The following is a 15,301-nucleotide window of genomic DNA, read 5'->3' on the forward strand; positions in this document are numbered from 1 at the left end:
GTCGTCAGGATGGAGGCTGTCCGTGCTCTCGATGGAGAGGTAGCGGCGGAGGAAGGCGATCCACTCGTCGTAAAACCCGACACGCCGTGGACGTACGCCTCCACGAGGACCCCGTAGAGGGCTTGGTCGATCCGGCGCCGACGCCCGAGCAGGCTCGGGAGGAAACTCCCGGCCCGCAGCTGCGGGATCGCCGGCTCCAGGTCGCCGTCCTGCGTGGTCAGGATCTTCTCCCGGTGGCGGAAGCGTGCGAACCCGGGACGTGACGGAGAGGAGACCTCGCGCTCCGGTACGCCCGCGTCTCCGCAAGGCGCGGGCCCGGGCGAACGCACCACCGCCGAGTTCAGGCAGCGATGGCGCACCCTGCGGTACGTCACACTCGACCCCGGCCGGCCGGAGCCCCCGCACCTGTTACCAGGTGCGGGGGCTCCGTCTTCCAAGGATCCGCAGTTCCGCTCCGGGAACAGATCACGTGCGATCACGCTCGCAGGCACGTCTTCCGCCCGGTCGCGCGCGAGCGCCCTGCCCCCGCGCGCGCGACGCAGGGGCAGGGCGTTCGTTCACGTCAGGTCAGGAACCGACGAGCTGGCGGAGCACGTACTGCATGATGCCGCCGTTGCGGTAGTAGTCCGCCTCACCGGGGGTGTCGATGCGGACGACCGCGTCGAACTCCACGCCGGTGTCGGTCGAGACCTTGACCGTGCGCGGGGTGGTGCCCTCGTTGAGCTCGGTCACGCCCGCGATGGAGAAGGTCTCCTCGCCGGTGAGGCCCAGGGCCTCGGCCGAGGCGCCCTCCGGGAACTGCAGCGGCAGCACGCCCATGCCGATGAGGTTCGAGCGGTGGATGCGCTCGTAGGACTCGGCGACGACGGCCTTCACGCCCAGGAGCGCGGTGCCCTTGGCCGCCCAGTCACGGGAGGAACCGGAGCCGTACTCCTTGCCCGCCAGGATGACCAGCGGGGTGCCGGCGGCCTGGTAGTTCTGCGAGGCGTCGTAGATGAAGGAGACCGGCCCGCCGTCCTGAGTGAAGTCGCGGGTGTAGCCGCCCTCGGTGCCCGGGGCGATCTGGTTCCGCAGGCGGATGTTGGCGAAGGTGCCCCGGATCATGACCTCGTGGTTGCCTCGGCGCGAACCGTAGGAGTTGAAGTCGCGGCGCTCGACGCCGTGCTCCGTGAGGTACTGGCCCGCCGGGGTGTCGGCCTTGATGGCACCGGCCGGGGAGATGTGGTCCGTGGTGACCGAGTCGCCCAGCTTGGCGAGGACGCGCGCACCGGCGATGTCCTGGACGGGGGCCGGCTCCGTCTGCATGCCCTCGAAGTAGGGGGGCTTGCGGACGTAGGTGGACTCGGCGTCCCACTCGAAGGTGTTGCCGGTCGGGATCGACAGGGCCTGCCACTGGGCGTCGCCCGCGAAGACGTCCTGGTAGGACTTGTTGAACATGTCCTCGCCGATGGCGTTGGCGACGACGTCGTTCACCTCGGCCTCGGTCGGCCAGATGTCGGCCAGGTAGACCGGCTTGCCCTCGGTGTCGAGACCCAGCGCCTCGGTGGTGATGTCCGTCTTCATGGAGCCGGCGATGGCGTACGCGACGACCAGCGGCGGGGACGCCAGGTAGTTCATCTTGACGTCGGGGTTGATGCGGCCCTCGAAGTTCCGGTTGCCGGAGAGGACCGAGGTGACCGCGAGGTCGTGGTCGTTGACGGCCTTGGAGACCTCCTCCGGCAGCGGGCCGGAGTTGCCGATGCAGGTGGTGCAGCCGTAGCCGACGAGGTTGAAGCCGACCTTGTCCAGGTACGGGGTGAGGCCCGCCTTGTCGAAGTAGTCGGTGACGACCTTCGAGCCCGGCGCCAGGGTGGTCTTGACCCACGGCTTGCGGGTCAGGCCCTTCTCGACCGCCTTCTTGGCCACCAGCGCGGCGGCGACCATGACGTACGGGTTCGAGGTGTTGGTGCAGGAGGTGATCGCGGCGACGGTGACGGCGCCGTGGTCCAGCTCGTAGGTCGAGCCGTCGGGGGCGGTGACGGTGACCGGGTTCGAGGGCACGCCGTCGGTGACCGCGGGGGCGTCGGAGGCCGGGAAGGACTCCTTGCCCGCCTCGTCCACGGAGTCGACGTAGTTGCGCACGTCGCTCTTGAACTGCTCGGCGGCGTTGGCCAGGACGATGCGGTCCTGCGGGCGCTTCGGGCCGGCGATGGAGGGGACGACCGTGGAGAGGTCCAGCTCCAGCTTCTCGGAGAAGTCCGGCTCGGCGGCCGGGTCCAGCCAGAGGCCCTGCTCCTTGGCGTACGCCTCGACCAGCGCGACCTGCTGCGCGCTGCGACCGGTCAGCTTGAGGTAGTTCAGCGTCTCGCCGTCGATCGGGAAGATCGCGGCGGTGGAGCCGAACTCGGGCGACATGTTGCCGATGGTGGCGCGGTTGGCGAGGCTGGTGGCGGCCACGCCCTCGCCGTAGAACTCGACGAACTTGCCGACGACACCGTGCTTGCGGAGCATCTCGGTGATCGTGAGCACGAGGTCGGTGGCGGTGGTGCCGGGCTTCAGCTCACCGGTGAGCTTGAAGCCGACGACGCGCGGGATGAGCATGGAGACGGGCTGGCCGAGCATGGCCGCCTCGGCCTCGATGCCGCCGACGCCCCAGCCGAGCACACCGAGGCCGTTGACCATGGTGGTGTGGGAGTCGGTGCCGACGAGGGTGTCGGGGTAGGCCTGGCCGCCGCGGACCATGACGGTGCGCGCGAGGTGCTCGATGTTCACCTGGTGGACGATGCCGGTGCCGGGCGGGACGACCTTGAACTCGTCGAAGGCGGTCTGGCCCCAGCGCAGGAACTGGTAGCGCTCCTTGTTGCGGCCGTACTCCAGCTCGACGTTCTGGCCGAAGGCGTCCTTGGTGCCGAACTTGTCGGCGATGACGGAGTGGTCGATGACCAGCTCGGCCGGGGCGAGCGGGTTGATCTTCGCCGGGTCGCCGCCGAGTTCCCTGACGGCCTCGCGCATGGTGGCGAGGTCGACGACGCAGGGGACACCGGTGAAGTCCTGCATGATCACGCGGGCCGGCGTGAACTGGATCTCCTGGCTCGGCTGGGCCTGCGAGTCCCAGCCGCCGAGCGCACGGATGTGGTCGGCGGTGATGTTCGCGCCGTCCTCGGTGCGGAGCAGGTTCTCCAGGAGGACCTTGAGGCTGTAGGGGAGGCGCGCGGAGCCCTCGACCTTGTCCAGCCTGAAGATCTCGTACGACTCGTCGCCCACGCGCAGCGTGCTGCGGGCGTCGAAGCTGTTCGCCGACACGACAGTCTCCTTCATCAATGTGCGCGTACTACGTCCATGCTGCCGCCACGGAACCTCGCCGATCCGCTAAGGTAAGGCTTAGTTAGGTAACCCTTACCAACTGGCGGCGTGCGGTGCGCCTTCGGCAGATATCTCGATGTCGAGATAACTCTAGTACATGACCGCCGCGCGGTCATGCCCGGACACCCTCCTGACCGCTCTCGCCCCATCGAGGCGCCTGCCCGGCGAACCCGGCCGTCCGGCCTTCCGTCTCGGCGAACCCGGTCGTGCGGGTGATCGCGCGGGAGGGGCAGCGCGGGCGCACCGGCCGGGGTGGCCGGCGGAGCCGTGCCGCGAGCTGCCGTACGTGGACGCGGTACGCGAGCGGCAACGCCGTTCGCTGCCGGGCTGCGTGACGGCCCGGTTCGAGCAGGTCGCGCCGGTGGGCCGTCTCGGCGGTCTCGTGGTGAGCGTCACGTCGCGTGGCCGGTGCCGGGCGGCGACGGCCGGGTGGCACGCCGGCGTCGCGTCCCGGCCGGAGCGGGACCGGCTTCCGCTCACGGGACGTCGGCCCGAAGGTGACGGGGATCGCCTCGCACCCCCCGTCCGGCGGCATCGGCACGACGGCGAGCGGGAGCGTCCGCTCGCTCCGGACCACGTCGCACGCCGCGTGGACGGCTCGGCGGCGAGGGTCGATGCCGGTGCGGACGAGCGGATCGAGCCGAAGGGCGCGGAGGCGTTCGAGGCGACGCGGACGGCCTGCGTTCAGTCGGGGTGGGCTGCGAGCGGGTCGGGATACCGGAGGCGGCGCGGCTGGCGCATGGCCGGTGGCTGTCGCGCCCTCCGCGCTCACGACGCCTGCGTCGCACGGCCGCGGACCGCCTGCCGGAGGCCCTCGCGGACGATGCCGTGGCCGTCGGCCCGGGGCCCCGACGCGGACGGGGTCGTCCGGTACCCGCCGGGCTTCCCCCGCGGGTTCCGGCAGCGGACTCCGTACGGGAGGGAGACCCTGCTGCGCCGTGCCCGGGAAGCGGTCGAGGACGGCATGCCCCGGCAGGGGGTGGGCGGCACTCCGCCGCGAGCGCACACCGCCGGGTCGCGCCCTTGCCGGGGCGGAGCGGGTCAGTAGGCGAGGATCCCGGGGACCTCGGCCCGCAGGGCCGCCCGGGTCTCCGGCCCGTAGACGCCTCGCGGATCGGCGCGGACGCCCCGGCTCCGCTGGTAGGAGGCCACCGCGCGGGTGAGGCGCCGGTTGTACGCGCCGTCGGCCTCGCCCTTGTAGAGGCCGAGGCGCTGGAGCCGTATCTGGAGGTCGACGACCTCCATCCCCCGGGCGCCGCAGCACAGGTCGGCAGCGGCTGCCGGGGCGGACGGCCGCCCGGTCGCGGGGCTGCGGGAGGGGCGCGGCGGGGCGGGAGGCGGTGCGGAGGTGGGCCGCCGCCGCTCGGTGGCGATGCGGGGCGCGTCGGCCTCCGGCGGTGGCCCAATCCGTGGCCGGGCCGTCCGCGTGGGCGAGGCGGACGGGGCGCGGGAGGCGGAGGCGGGCCCGTCGTCCGCCGACGGACTCGGGCTCGGGCTCGGACCGGGCGTCGTGGGCGCGGGCGAGGTCGGCGCGGGCGAGGTCGGCTCGGGCGAGGTCGGCTCGTCGGGAGCGGGCAACCGGGTCGTCACGGGAGCCACGCGGTCCACCGAAGCGCCCTGGTTCACCATCGTCCCCGTGAGGGTCACCGTGCCGACCACCGCCGCCGCGGCGGCGGCGATCCCCGCCGTCCTGGCCGGTCCCCCGGCCTGCGCAGCCGTGCGGGCGTGCCGCCCCGCGCCCCGGCCGCGCGCCCGGTGCCGTCCACGGGCCCGCCCCGGTGCGGCCGGGGCGTCGGGGGCGGGCTCGGGGACACGGCGCAGCCGCACGGTGTCGTCCGGGAGCACCTCCGCCGGAGCTCCTGCCGTCGCCCCCGGCCCACCGGAGGCGTCGTGCGGGGCGGGGGGTGCGCCGCAGGGGTGCGGGTACGCCTCCGGCCCGGTCGCGGCCGAGGCGTACCCGTCGAAGAGGGCCGCCGCCCAGGCGGGGTCCCGCGGGGAGGGGCCCGGGAACGGCGGCTGCACGATGCCCCACACCCGGTCCGGTGGAACCGGCAGGTGCCCCCCGGCACCCGCCGGTTCCACCGGACGTCCTCGCCCCGACGCGGCGCGGACGCGGCGGGGCGGTGCGGGCGCCTCCGCGGAGGGGCGCACCCGGAGCCACTCGAAGGGCTCCGCGCCCTCGGGAGCACCCGTCCGTGCGGCGGCGCACGGGCAGGCGGCGGGCCGCGGCGGAGCGGCGGCGCCGCAGTGGAGGCAGACCGTCTGGGCCACTTCCGTACCTTCCTGGGGGTCGTGGTGAACGGGGTCGCACGGGGAGGTGCGGCCCGCCGCAGCCATGGGGGAAACCGCGGCGGGCCGCCTGGGAGGACGCCGTCGCGGCGCGGTGGGCCCGTCGAGGGGAGTCGAGGGGCGGCGCCGTGGCGGCGTCCGGTTCAGTGGCGCACTCGTCCGCGGCCGACGGCGACGGCGCCGAGCGCGGGCAGGGCCGGACCAGCCGTCACGAGGAGCGCGGTGGTGATGGCGTCGCCGCCCGTGGCGGCGAGGTCCGCGGGACCGGGCCGGGCCTTCTCCGGGACGGCGGGCACACGGACGACGCGCCCCCGGAAGACGCGGTCGCGGTAGGCGGCAAGCGAGGCGCCGGCACCGAGGCAGCGGTCCGCGAGACCGGCCCTGGCAGCCGCCGGACCGGGGTGGGCCCGGTCCCGCAAGTCCACCGTCACCACCAGGACGCGGTCGCTGCGCGCGTCGTCGGCGGCCGCCTTTCCCCGTCGGGTCCCCATGATGTCCGCTCCCCTTCTCCCGGTGGCGCTCACGGGGAAGGAGCGGCCGGGCGCCGCAGCCTCCCGCTCCTTTGCCGTGTCTTTACCCGGAGTGACGCACGCCCTTCGCCGACCGGCGGAGAGCGGCGGCCGCCGCGGCGGACCGGGCACCTCAGGTAAAGGACGGGCAAAGCCACGGGAGGATGTGCGGCCCCGGCGGTCCCTCCCCATGCGGCCCGGGCGTTCGGACCGACGAGCACACCGGCCGTTCCGCCGCGCCCCACCGGGCGGGGAGTGGCGGAACCACCCGCGAGGCCCCCGCCCGGACCCACGCCATCCGTCCGCCCATGACCCCGAGGACCCCGGATGAACGACGCAGCAGGCGACGCCACGACCCCCCTCGCCCTCCACGCCCGCCCCGACGGCGAGGCCGAACTCCCTCTCGTGCTCCGGTTGCGCTGGGAGGACGTGGCCGCCCTCGGCCGCGACGCCGGGCGGCTGGCCGCCCGGCTCCGACGGCCCGTCACCCTGGACGAGGCGGTCAGCCACCGACTGCGAGGCAGCGCCTCCTTCGCTCCGGCGGCCCTCGACGGGTCACACGGCCCGGCGGGTTCGCAGACGACCGCCCTCGACGAGCGGCCGGCCGGCGCACAGGCGGGCGAGGCCCCCTCCGAGGGGCCCGGCGGCGCGGGCGCCGCGGCTCCGCCCACGGCACCCACCGGTCACGTTTCAGGCGGGCGCGTCGTCCGGGAGCAGCTCGAAAGCGCCCGGCCCGGCGCCCGCTGACGGGACGGCCGGGGGCGCGGGCCGGGCCGCCCGCACCCCCGGTCCGTGTCGCCGCGGCACCGACGGCGGCGCCCCGGCGGTCCCGCCCGGGTCACCAGTCGGTGCGGAAGTGCAGCGAGGGCGAGAGGTAGTAGTGGCGGGTCGTGGCGATCAGCGTGTCGTGCGGCTCGCCACGCGCTCCGGGCGCCCACTCCTTGAGCCCCAGGTACATGTTGTCGCTGGTGAAGATGCCCGCCGTGCCCCGGTCGTCCTGCCGGTTCATCGTCCAGACCTGCAACGGGTCGGCGGGGTCGCAGGCGGCCTGGCGCACGGGGGCGCCGTCCGTGGTGGTCCCCGTGTGGGACAGGCACAGGTCGGTGCCCGCGTTCCTCAGGACCACCCTGCGGCGCTTCTCCTGCGGCATGACGTCCCACACCTGGTGGGCGGCGCCGCTGCACGGCGCCTCCCGCGGCTGCACCCCGGTCTCGGTACTGCCGCCGGGGATCTCCATGCACAGGTCCGTCGACTGGATCCGCAGCCTCGTCCGCTCGCCGTACACCGCCGGCGCGGCCGCTTGGGACACCGTGGCCAGGGGTGCGGCCGGGAACGGGTCCGACGAGGCGGACGCGGACACGGAGGCGGACGGGGACGGGGACGGCGAGCGGGGCGGCGTGCCCGCCCCGGGCCGGGGTGCCGCCGCCTGCCGCACCACGGACGGGGCCGGGGGGCCGACCTCGGGCGCGGCCGGGAGGGCGACGTAGACGAGGGCGCCCACCACGGCCACCGCGGCCACCGACGCCCCCGCCGTCACGGCGACGGGCTTGGCGGCCGCCGCCGCGGACGCGACGTCGGCCCCCGGCACGGGCACCGCTCCCCCGCCCGCGGTGCCGCCTGCCGCGAGGGAGGCGGTCGTCCCGTACGCGGCCGTGTACTTCTCGGCGCCCCAGAGCAGGACGGCCGCCGGCAGCACCACCCGCAGACGGGAGTTGAGGTCCCGCAGGTCCCGGAAGGCCCGCCGGCAGGCGCGGCACCCCGTCAGATGGCGGTCCAGGTGCCGACCGGTGCGCCTCCCGCCGCGCCGCACCGCGGTCGCGAGCAGAGGGCCGTAGCGGCGGCACTCGTCCGAGGCGCGCGGGCCGTGCGCGTGCTCCGTGAGGTACGCCTCCCGCAGCCCCTCCCGCGCCCGCTCGGCCAGCGACCACACGCCGCTCGCGCTGAGCCCCAGCATCACCCCCACGCGCTGGGCGCTCTCCCCCTCGACGAGGGTCTGCCACAGGACGGCCTGCCACCGCTCGGGCAGGGAGCGGAAGCTGCGCACGACCAGGTCGCCCTCCTCCCCGCGGAGGGCGAACTCCTCCCCGCCCTCCTCCGCGGGCGCGGCGGCGGCGCAGCGCTCGACGTCGTCGGTCAGCTCGCTGCGCCGTGCGGTGGCCGCCCAGGCGATGGCCGTACGGCGGACCACCGTCAGCAGGTACGGCCGCCACGGGCCGGTCGGCCCGCCACCCGAGCGGACCGCCTCCAGCGTCCGCGCGAAAGCCTCCGCCGCGAGGTCCTCGGCCGTGTGCGCATCGCGGCAGCACGTGCGCGCGTAGGCCAGCACGGCCGCGCGATGCCGGGCGTAGAGCTCGGCCATCGCCGCGTCATCGGAACCGTCGCGGAGGCCGGAGGCCAGTTCGGCGTCGGAGCGCTCCGCGGTGCGGGAACTCCCGTGTTCAGTCATGGTGCTCCTGGAAGACCGGCCGGACGGCTCGGGTTGCGGGTACCTGGTGGCCGGGGGCGGCCGTGCGGGCGAGCACCCGTACCGGCGGCCGGAACCAGATCACCCGATGGCCGAACCGTCGGACGAGGATAGAGGGATGCGCCGCCGGCTCCCAGGCCGGCGTCGCCGCACGGCGGGACCGGGGGCGGCCCGTCCGTGCAGGGGGACGGCCCCGTGCCGCGGTGCCCGCCCGTTCGCGGGAGCGGCGACGAGGCCACGGGGCGCGGTCGACCACGCCCTTGCGGGGGCGCGGCAGCCGGCCCGGGGGCTCAGCCGGCCCCGGGGGCCCGAGGCGGAAGGCCCCCGGCGTGTGCCGTGGACGCCCGCCGACCGGGGCCCGCGTGGGCGGGGCGGTCGACGCGTCCGGACGCGGCGGCGGGGCGGGGGGCGGGACGCGGGGCGCCTCGGGGACGTGCGACGTGCATGGGCTTCCTCGCAGCGTGCGGATGAAGGGTGTTCACCCCGGACGATGCGCGCCTCCCCGCCGCCTCCCGCGGTGTTGCCGATTCGTTATCCGCCGAGGACGGCCGGGGAGGCAGGGGGCGACCTGGTCCCCCGACCACGTCGCTAGGCTGAATCCATGCCCCATGTCTCCGCCGCCGAGCGCCGCCCCCAGCTGATCAGAGCAGCGATCACGCTGATGACCAGGGAGGGTGTCGCCGCCGGCAGCACGCGCGCCATCGCCGCGGAACTCGGCGTCGCGCAGGCGACGGTGCACTACACCTTCGGCACGAAGGAGGACCTGTACCGGGCGGTCATGGAGCAGCTGACCGGGGACCTGGTCGCGCAGGTCGAGCGGGCGGCGCCCCGGGACGCGGGCTTCGAGGAGACGATCGCCGCGCTGGCCGGTGCGCTCTGGCGCACCGTCGAGGAGGAGACCAGCGGCTACCGGCTGCTCACGGAGCTGGCGATGCTTGCCCTGCGCACCCCGGGTCTCGGCGAGGCCCGCACCGCGCACTACCGGCAGGTCAACGAGGTCACCGAACGCATCGTGTCCGAGACCGCGGCCCGCACCGGATTCACCCTCGCCCAGCCCGCGGACCTGGTCGCCCGGTTCTTCCTCGCCGGTTTCGAGGGCCTGACGATGCAACGGCTGTACGTGCCGGACGAACCCGCGAACGGCTCCGACCTCCGGGCCCTGGTCGCCGCGACCGTCGCACTGGCCTCCGGCGGGCTCGACCTCGCCGCCGTGCCCACGGGGTGACGGCGCGCCCCGCCCCCATCTGCCGGGCCGACGGGGTGTGCGCGGACGGGGCGGGACGTCCGGCGGCCGCGGACGCCGGCGCGCCCGCGGCCCCGGTCGCCGGGGACCGGCGGGTCAGCCGCTCCAGACGTCCTCGACGAAGCGGCCCGACTCGACGAGGCTGATCAGCCAGCCGGCCGCCTCGCCCTCGCCCGAGCCGGTCCGCTGACGGTAGACCGCCATGAACGCCTCCCGCACCGCGGGCGCCATCCGGTTGCCGTCGCCGCAGACGTGGACCCGGCCGCCGGCCTCCAGGACCGCCCAGACCTCGTCGGCCTCGCGGGCGATGCGGTCCTGCACGAAGCGGGCGCCGTCGACGGGGGCGTGACGGAAGGTGGGGCGCATGCTGACGGCTCCGGCGGCCTCGGCGGCCTCGAAGTCCTCGCGGTGGAGGTAGTCGACGTCCGGGTGGTCGCAGCCGAAGTAGCACAGCAGGGTGCCGGTCGCCCCGGTGCGGTGCCGGTCGAGCACGGCTCCGCGGAAGGGGGCGAGTCCGGTGCCCGCGCTGACCAGGACCACCGGGACGGAGGGGTCCTCGGGGAGGCGGAAGGACTCGTTGCAGGGCAGCACCCGGGCCTGGACGACGTCGCCCGCGCGCACCCGCCGGAGGTAGTCGGAGGCGATCCCGCGGAAGGTGCCCTCGCCGGAGCGGTGGGGCGCGGCGAGCAGCGACACCATCAGGTCCGCCTCGCCGGGCTGGGCGGCCGCGGACGAGGAGATGGAGTAGTGCCGGGGGCGCATGACCGGCAGGAGTTCCAGGAAGCGCTCGAAGGGCAGCTCGCAGGCGCGGTACCTCTCCAGCAGGTCCAGGACGCTGCGCCCCGGTGCCGTCACCTGCGCGTGGAAGGTGTCCGCGTCCGCCGCGGCGAGGGCCGACAGGGGCTGCTTCTCGGGCGGGCAGGCCGTGTGCTCCGCGAGCACGGCCGCATCCGCGGGCGTGGCGGCGGACTGGAGCTCCACGAAGTCGGCGAGGAGCCGGCGCAGGGTCAGCGGCCGGTCGACGGGCAGGACGCCGCGGGTGCGGCGCCGGGCCCGGAGGCGGACGGTGCGGTCCGGGTCGAGTCCGAAGCGTTCGGCGACCCGCCGGACGAGAGCGTCCGGGTTGCGCGGGAGGACGGCCAGGTGGTCGGCGGTCCGGTAGGTGACGCCCTCGGGCAGCCGCAGCCGCAGGAACCGCTTGGACCGGCCGAGTTCGTGGTCCGTGTCGACGAGCTCGCGGGTGTCGAGGACCTCCATGGGCCGGAGGCCGTGGCGCTCGGCGAGAGCGCCGACGACGGAGTCGTCCGCGTCCTCCAAGGTGTAGAGGGCCTGGCCCGCGTCGGGCTCCGCGGGTGCCTGGGCCCCTGACACGGCGTCGCCGTACCGCTCCAGCAGCACGGTCCACAGCTCGGTGGTCCAGCGGTCCACCGCCCCCGCGAAGTCGCCGGAGGCGTCGGCGGCGCCGCGCGCCAGGAGGGGGACGGCGCCGGCCGCCGCCAGGCGCTCGTCGACGAGCGTGGGGATCCGCTGGTAGGTGGCGGCCCAGTTGCGGTCGCCGACGCCGAGCACGGCGTAGCGGAGACCGGTGAGCGAGCCGGCCTCCAGCCCCTCCAGCCAGTCGAGGAACCGGGCGGCGTCGTCGGTGGGCCTGCCGTTGTAGGAGGCGGCGACGATCACCAGCGGGCCGGCGGCGGGGTCCAGCCTCCCGGCGGCCTCGTCGAGGGGCGCCACACGGGGGTCGAAGCCGTGCTCCGCGCCTTCGACCGACAGTTCCCGGGCGAGACCGGCGCAGGTCCCGAGGTTGGAGCCGTGCAGCACGGTGAGCGTGGCGCCCGAGGCCCGCCGGGCCCGGCCCGCGGCCTGCCCGCGCCCCGCCGTCGCGGCGGGCGCCGCGACGGCGGGCCGGCGGCGCTCCCCGGGGGTGCGCCGGGCCAGTTCGAGCGTGAAGCCGTCCGGCTTGAGGGTGAGCGTCTGCTTGATCCGCAACCGGTAGTCGGCATGGTCGATCAGCCGGTAGCGGTGGACGAGCAGGCCGAGCAGGAGGGTGGCCTCGTGCAGCGCGAACTGCCGTCCGATGCAGGCCCGTTCCCCGCTGCCGAAGGGCTTGAAGAGGTGGACGGAGCGCTTCTCCTCCTGCTCCCGGGTGAAGCGCTCGGGGTCGAACAGCTCGACGTTGTCGCCCCAGGCGGGGTCGCGGTGCAGGGCGGGGGTCAGGACCATCAGCGTCTCGCCCTCGCGGACCGCGTACCTGCCCCCGATGACGGTGTCCCGAAGGGGCTCCACCGCGTAGCCGGGCGCGGTCGGCCACAGCCGGAGGCTCTCGTTGAGCACCTGGCGGATGTAGGTGAGCCTGCCGACGTCGCCGTGGTCGGGGTCCGGCGTCTCCTCGTCGCCCCACAGCGCGTCGGCCTCGGCCTGCGCCCGTGCGAGCACCTCCGGGTGCTTGGTCAGGTAGTACAGGGCGAAGGACAGCGCGCCGCTGGTCGTCTCGTGCCCGGCGATGAGGAACGTGATGACCTGGTTGCGGATGTTCACGTCGTCGAGCGGCCGGCCCGTCCGGGGGTCCGGGGTGTGGAGCATCCGGCCGAGCAGGTCGCCGGTGCCGGTGTCCCCGGACGCCCGGCGCCGCCGGACGACCTCGTCGACGAGGTCGGTCATCAGCGCGATGTCGCGGCGGAACTGCTCGGACCGCCTGACCCTGAAGCGGTCCGAGCCCGGGAGGGACTCCGTCTTGGCCTGGGCGAAGGCCAGGGCACGGGCCATGGCCCCGACGAAGGCGTGCTGCTCCTCCCGCCGGAACGACGCGAAGTCGTGGCCGAACCCGCAGAGCCCGATGGTGTCGAAGGTCAGACGCGTCATGTCCTCGGGCACGTCGACGGCGCGGCGGCCGGCGGCGGCCCGGTCCCACACGCCGATCAGCGAGCGGGCCACGCGCAGCATGGTCGCGTGGTAGTCGCGCATCGCCCCGAGGGAGAAGGCCGGCATCAGGATGTCGTGCGCCTTGCGCCAGTTCGCCTCGTGGTGGAAGGCGGTGAACAGGCCGTCCCCGGCGAACTGCCGGAGTTCGACCAGGTCGGCGTGCACGTTCTTGCGGAAGCGGGACTCGTCCGCCAGTTCCGCCACCAGGTCCAGGCCGCCGACGATCACGACCTCGCCCCCGAAGGCGCGGACCCGGTAGACCGGCCCGAGGTCCCTGACCTCTCTCATCAGGTGGGCGGTCCCCTCGAACCCCCTGGGGAGCGTGAGGGCGTGGCCGACCAGGGGCAGGGCCGGGCGCTCGGGTACCGGGAGGAGTGTGGGGACGGACGACTGGGTCATGGGCGTGCCTTTCGTTCCGCATCGTTCGGCACCGTCAACCTACAAGCGACCTTGTCACTCGACAATGTCACTTGATTGTGTCGATTGACACCCCGCACGGCAGAACGAAACGGCGCCCTCGAACGTCTCGCCCCGGCCCGACGACCCGACGACCCGACGACCCGACGACCCGACGACCCGACGACCCGACGGCGACCGGGCGGCGACCGGGCGGGCACGGGGCCGCCCGGGCCGCGCACCCCTCCCCGCACGGAACGGGGCGAGCCGTGTCCCGGCCCGGGACGGCGGGCCCCGCGTACTACCGTGTGACGGTGCGTCAGAACGAGCGGCCGACCGGCACCCCGTGGACGAGAACCCAGAGACTGACGATCGTCGCCACCGGACTGGGACTCTTCCTGGTCTTCCTGGACGCACTGATCGCGAACGTGGCACTGCCGGACATCCAGCGGGACTTCGGGGTGGGCGAGTCCGGGCTGCAATGGGTGGTCGCCGCGTACTCCCTCGGCATGGCCGTGTTCATCATGGCCGGGGCCACCGCCGCCGACCGCTTCGGGCGCAGGCTCCTGTTCCTCGCCAGCGTCTCCGTGTTCACCCTCGCCTCCGTGGCGGCGGGCCTGGCCCCGGGGCTCACCTCGCTCGCGGTCGCGCGGGCGGTGCAGGGTGTCGCCGCCGCGACGGTGACCGTCACCTCGCTGGCGCTGGTGAGCGCCGCGTTCCCGGACGCCGCCGACCGGGCGAAGGCCATCGGACTGTGGACCGGCGTGGCGAGCGTCGCCACCGCCCTGGGGCCGACCGTCGGCGGCGTGCTGACCGAGAGCATCAGCTGGCGGGCCGTGTTCATGGTCAACGTACCCGTCAGCCTGCTGGTGCTGGCACTGACGCTCCGGTACGTCACCGAGTCCCGGGAGGAGCGGCCCCGCGGGTTCGACTGGGGCGGCCAGCTGCTGTTCGTCGTGGCCGTCGGCGGCCTGGCCTACGGGCTCATCCAGGGCCAGAACGTCGGCTGGACCTCGGCCGGGATCCTGACCCTGCTGACGGTCGGCGCAACGGGACTCCTCGCCTTCGCCTGGTACGAACTCCGCACCCCGCAGCCGATGATGGACGTCCGGCTCTTCGGGCGCCGCACCTACGCCGTGGCCATCGCCACGATCTTCTCGGCGTTCTTCAGCGCCTACGGGATGCTGCTCGTCGTCACCCAGTACTTCCAGAACGTCGAGGCCTACTCGCCCGAGCTCTCCGGGCTGCTGATCCTGCCGTTCTCGTTCACCATCATGGTGCTCTCCCCGATCTCGGGGCGGCTGGCCGCGCGGTTCGGGCCGCTGCCCGTCGCCAGGATCGGCCAGCCCCTGCTGGTGGCGTCACTGGTCGTCATCGCCCTGGGCATGCCGGTCTCCGTGGCCGTCGTCGCGACGGGCCTGTTCCTGTGCGGCGCCGGGGTGGCGCTGCTCGCCACCCCCATCACCGCCCTGGCCATGGGCTCGGTACCGGTGGACCGGGCCGGGATGGCCTCGGGCATCATGAGCGCCCAGCGGGCCATCGGCTCGACCTTCGGCTTCGCGGCCCTCGGCAGCATCCTCGCGGTCTGGCTCGGCAGCACCCTCGACGCCGACCTGAGCGAGGCCGTTCCCGACGCGCGAGCCCGCCAGGCCATCGCGGACAGGATCGTCGACGAGGCGAACCCCCACGCCTACGCGGCCGAGATCGGCCCCGGCAGGCCGCTGCCCGCTCCGTCCCCCGGCCAGACCGAGGCCGTCGCGGACGCGGCGCGACAGGACTTCGTCGAGGCCTGCCAGGTGAGCGTCGGGGCCGGCGCCGCGGTGTGCGCGGTGACCATGGTGCTGCTCTGGACGGCCACCCGCCGCGACTCCGGCAGGGACGCACCCGGGCGGGACGGGGGGTGACCGTCCCGCCGCACGCGGCCGGCGGATGCTCGGCGTCCGACCGCCGACCGCCGACCGGACGGCGGAAGGGGCCCGGCGAGCCCCGCCAGCCACACGCCCCCACACGGCTGGACGAACACCACCTACCCGGACCATTCACCCGAAACACCGCACCACACCCGCTTCGCCTTGCCAGACGCCCCGAAGGGAACGACGATGCCCTCGGGGGCCGTTCACACGCCGGACCCCGGCAGCC

At 74.8% G+C, this 15,301-nt stretch carries 8 protein-coding genes and 1 pseudogene; 3 read left to right on the top strand and 6 right to left on the bottom strand.

Annotation, left to right across the window (positions count from 1 at the left end; all coding sequences use genetic code 11):
* Positions 1-77: 77 nt before the first annotated feature.
* From NPS70_RS01845 to NPS70_RS01860, 4 genes and pseudogenes are all read right to left on the bottom strand, one after another.
* Positions 78-236, bottom strand: a pseudogene (locus NPS70_RS01845) (transposase); the annotation flags it as partial.
* 331 nt (positions 237-567) lie between these two features.
* The gene (gene acnA / locus NPS70_RS01850; RefSeq protein ID WP_308314967.1) at positions 568-3,282 is read right to left on the bottom strand and encodes an aconitate hydratase AcnA; all 2,715 of its coding nucleotides are present in this window, start codon (positions 3,280-3,282) and stop codon (positions 568-570) included.
* A 1,101-nt stretch (positions 3,283-4,383) separates the two neighbouring features.
* Positions 4,384-5,613 carry a peptidoglycan-binding protein gene (locus tag NPS70_RS28655; protein WP_256521915.1) on the bottom strand — a complete coding sequence of 410 codons (1,230 nt, stop codon included), beginning with the start codon at positions 5,611-5,613 and terminating at the stop codon, positions 4,384-4,386.
* Positions 5,614-5,774: 161 nt separating this feature from the next.
* A complete protein-coding gene (locus NPS70_RS01860; protein ID WP_256521917.1) occupies positions 5,775-6,122 on the bottom strand; it encodes a hypothetical protein in 348 nt (115 codons plus the stop codon).
* 345 nt (positions 6,123-6,467) lie between these two features.
* Here NPS70_RS01860 and NPS70_RS01865 point away from each other — a divergent pair, with 345 nt between their 5' ends.
* Positions 6,468-6,887, top strand: coding sequence for a hypothetical protein (locus NPS70_RS01865; RefSeq protein WP_256521920.1), 420 nt, complete (start codon positions 6,468-6,470; stop codon positions 6,885-6,887).
* 91 nt (positions 6,888-6,978) lie between these two features.
* Here the strand turns inward: NPS70_RS01865 and NPS70_RS01870 are convergent, their stop codons facing one another.
* Positions 6,979-8,586: a sigma-70 family RNA polymerase sigma factor gene (locus NPS70_RS01870; RefSeq protein WP_256521921.1), complete on the bottom strand. Its 1,608-nt coding sequence runs from the start codon at positions 8,584-8,586 to the stop codon at positions 6,979-6,981.
* Positions 8,587-9,205: 619 nt separating this feature from the next.
* Between NPS70_RS01870 and NPS70_RS01875 the strand changes: the two genes are divergently transcribed.
* Positions 9,206-9,829, top strand: a complete 624-nt coding sequence (locus NPS70_RS01875) for a TetR/AcrR family transcriptional regulator (protein WP_256521923.1) — start codon at positions 9,206-9,208, stop codon at positions 9,827-9,829.
* A gap of 114 nt (positions 9,830-9,943) precedes the next feature.
* Here NPS70_RS01875 and NPS70_RS01880 read toward each other — a convergent pair whose 3' ends face one another.
* Positions 9,944-13,165 carry a bifunctional cytochrome P450/NADPH--P450 reductase gene (locus NPS70_RS01880; RefSeq protein ID WP_256521925.1) on the bottom strand — a complete coding sequence of 1,074 codons (3,222 nt, stop codon included), beginning with the start codon at positions 13,163-13,165 and terminating at the stop codon, positions 9,944-9,946.
* A gap of 311 nt (positions 13,166-13,476) precedes the next feature.
* Here NPS70_RS01880 and NPS70_RS01885 point away from each other — a divergent pair, with 311 nt between their 5' ends.
* Positions 13,477-15,066, top strand: coding sequence for a DHA2 family efflux MFS transporter permease subunit (locus NPS70_RS01885; RefSeq protein ID WP_256521927.1), 1,590 nt, complete (start codon positions 13,477-13,479; stop codon positions 15,064-15,066).
* Positions 15,067-15,301: the final 235 nt, after the last annotated feature.

This window comes from Streptomyces sp. C10-9-1 (assembly GCF_024497955.1).
GTDB lineage: Bacteria > Actinomycetota > Actinomycetes > Streptomycetales > Streptomycetaceae > Streptomyces > Streptomyces sanyensis.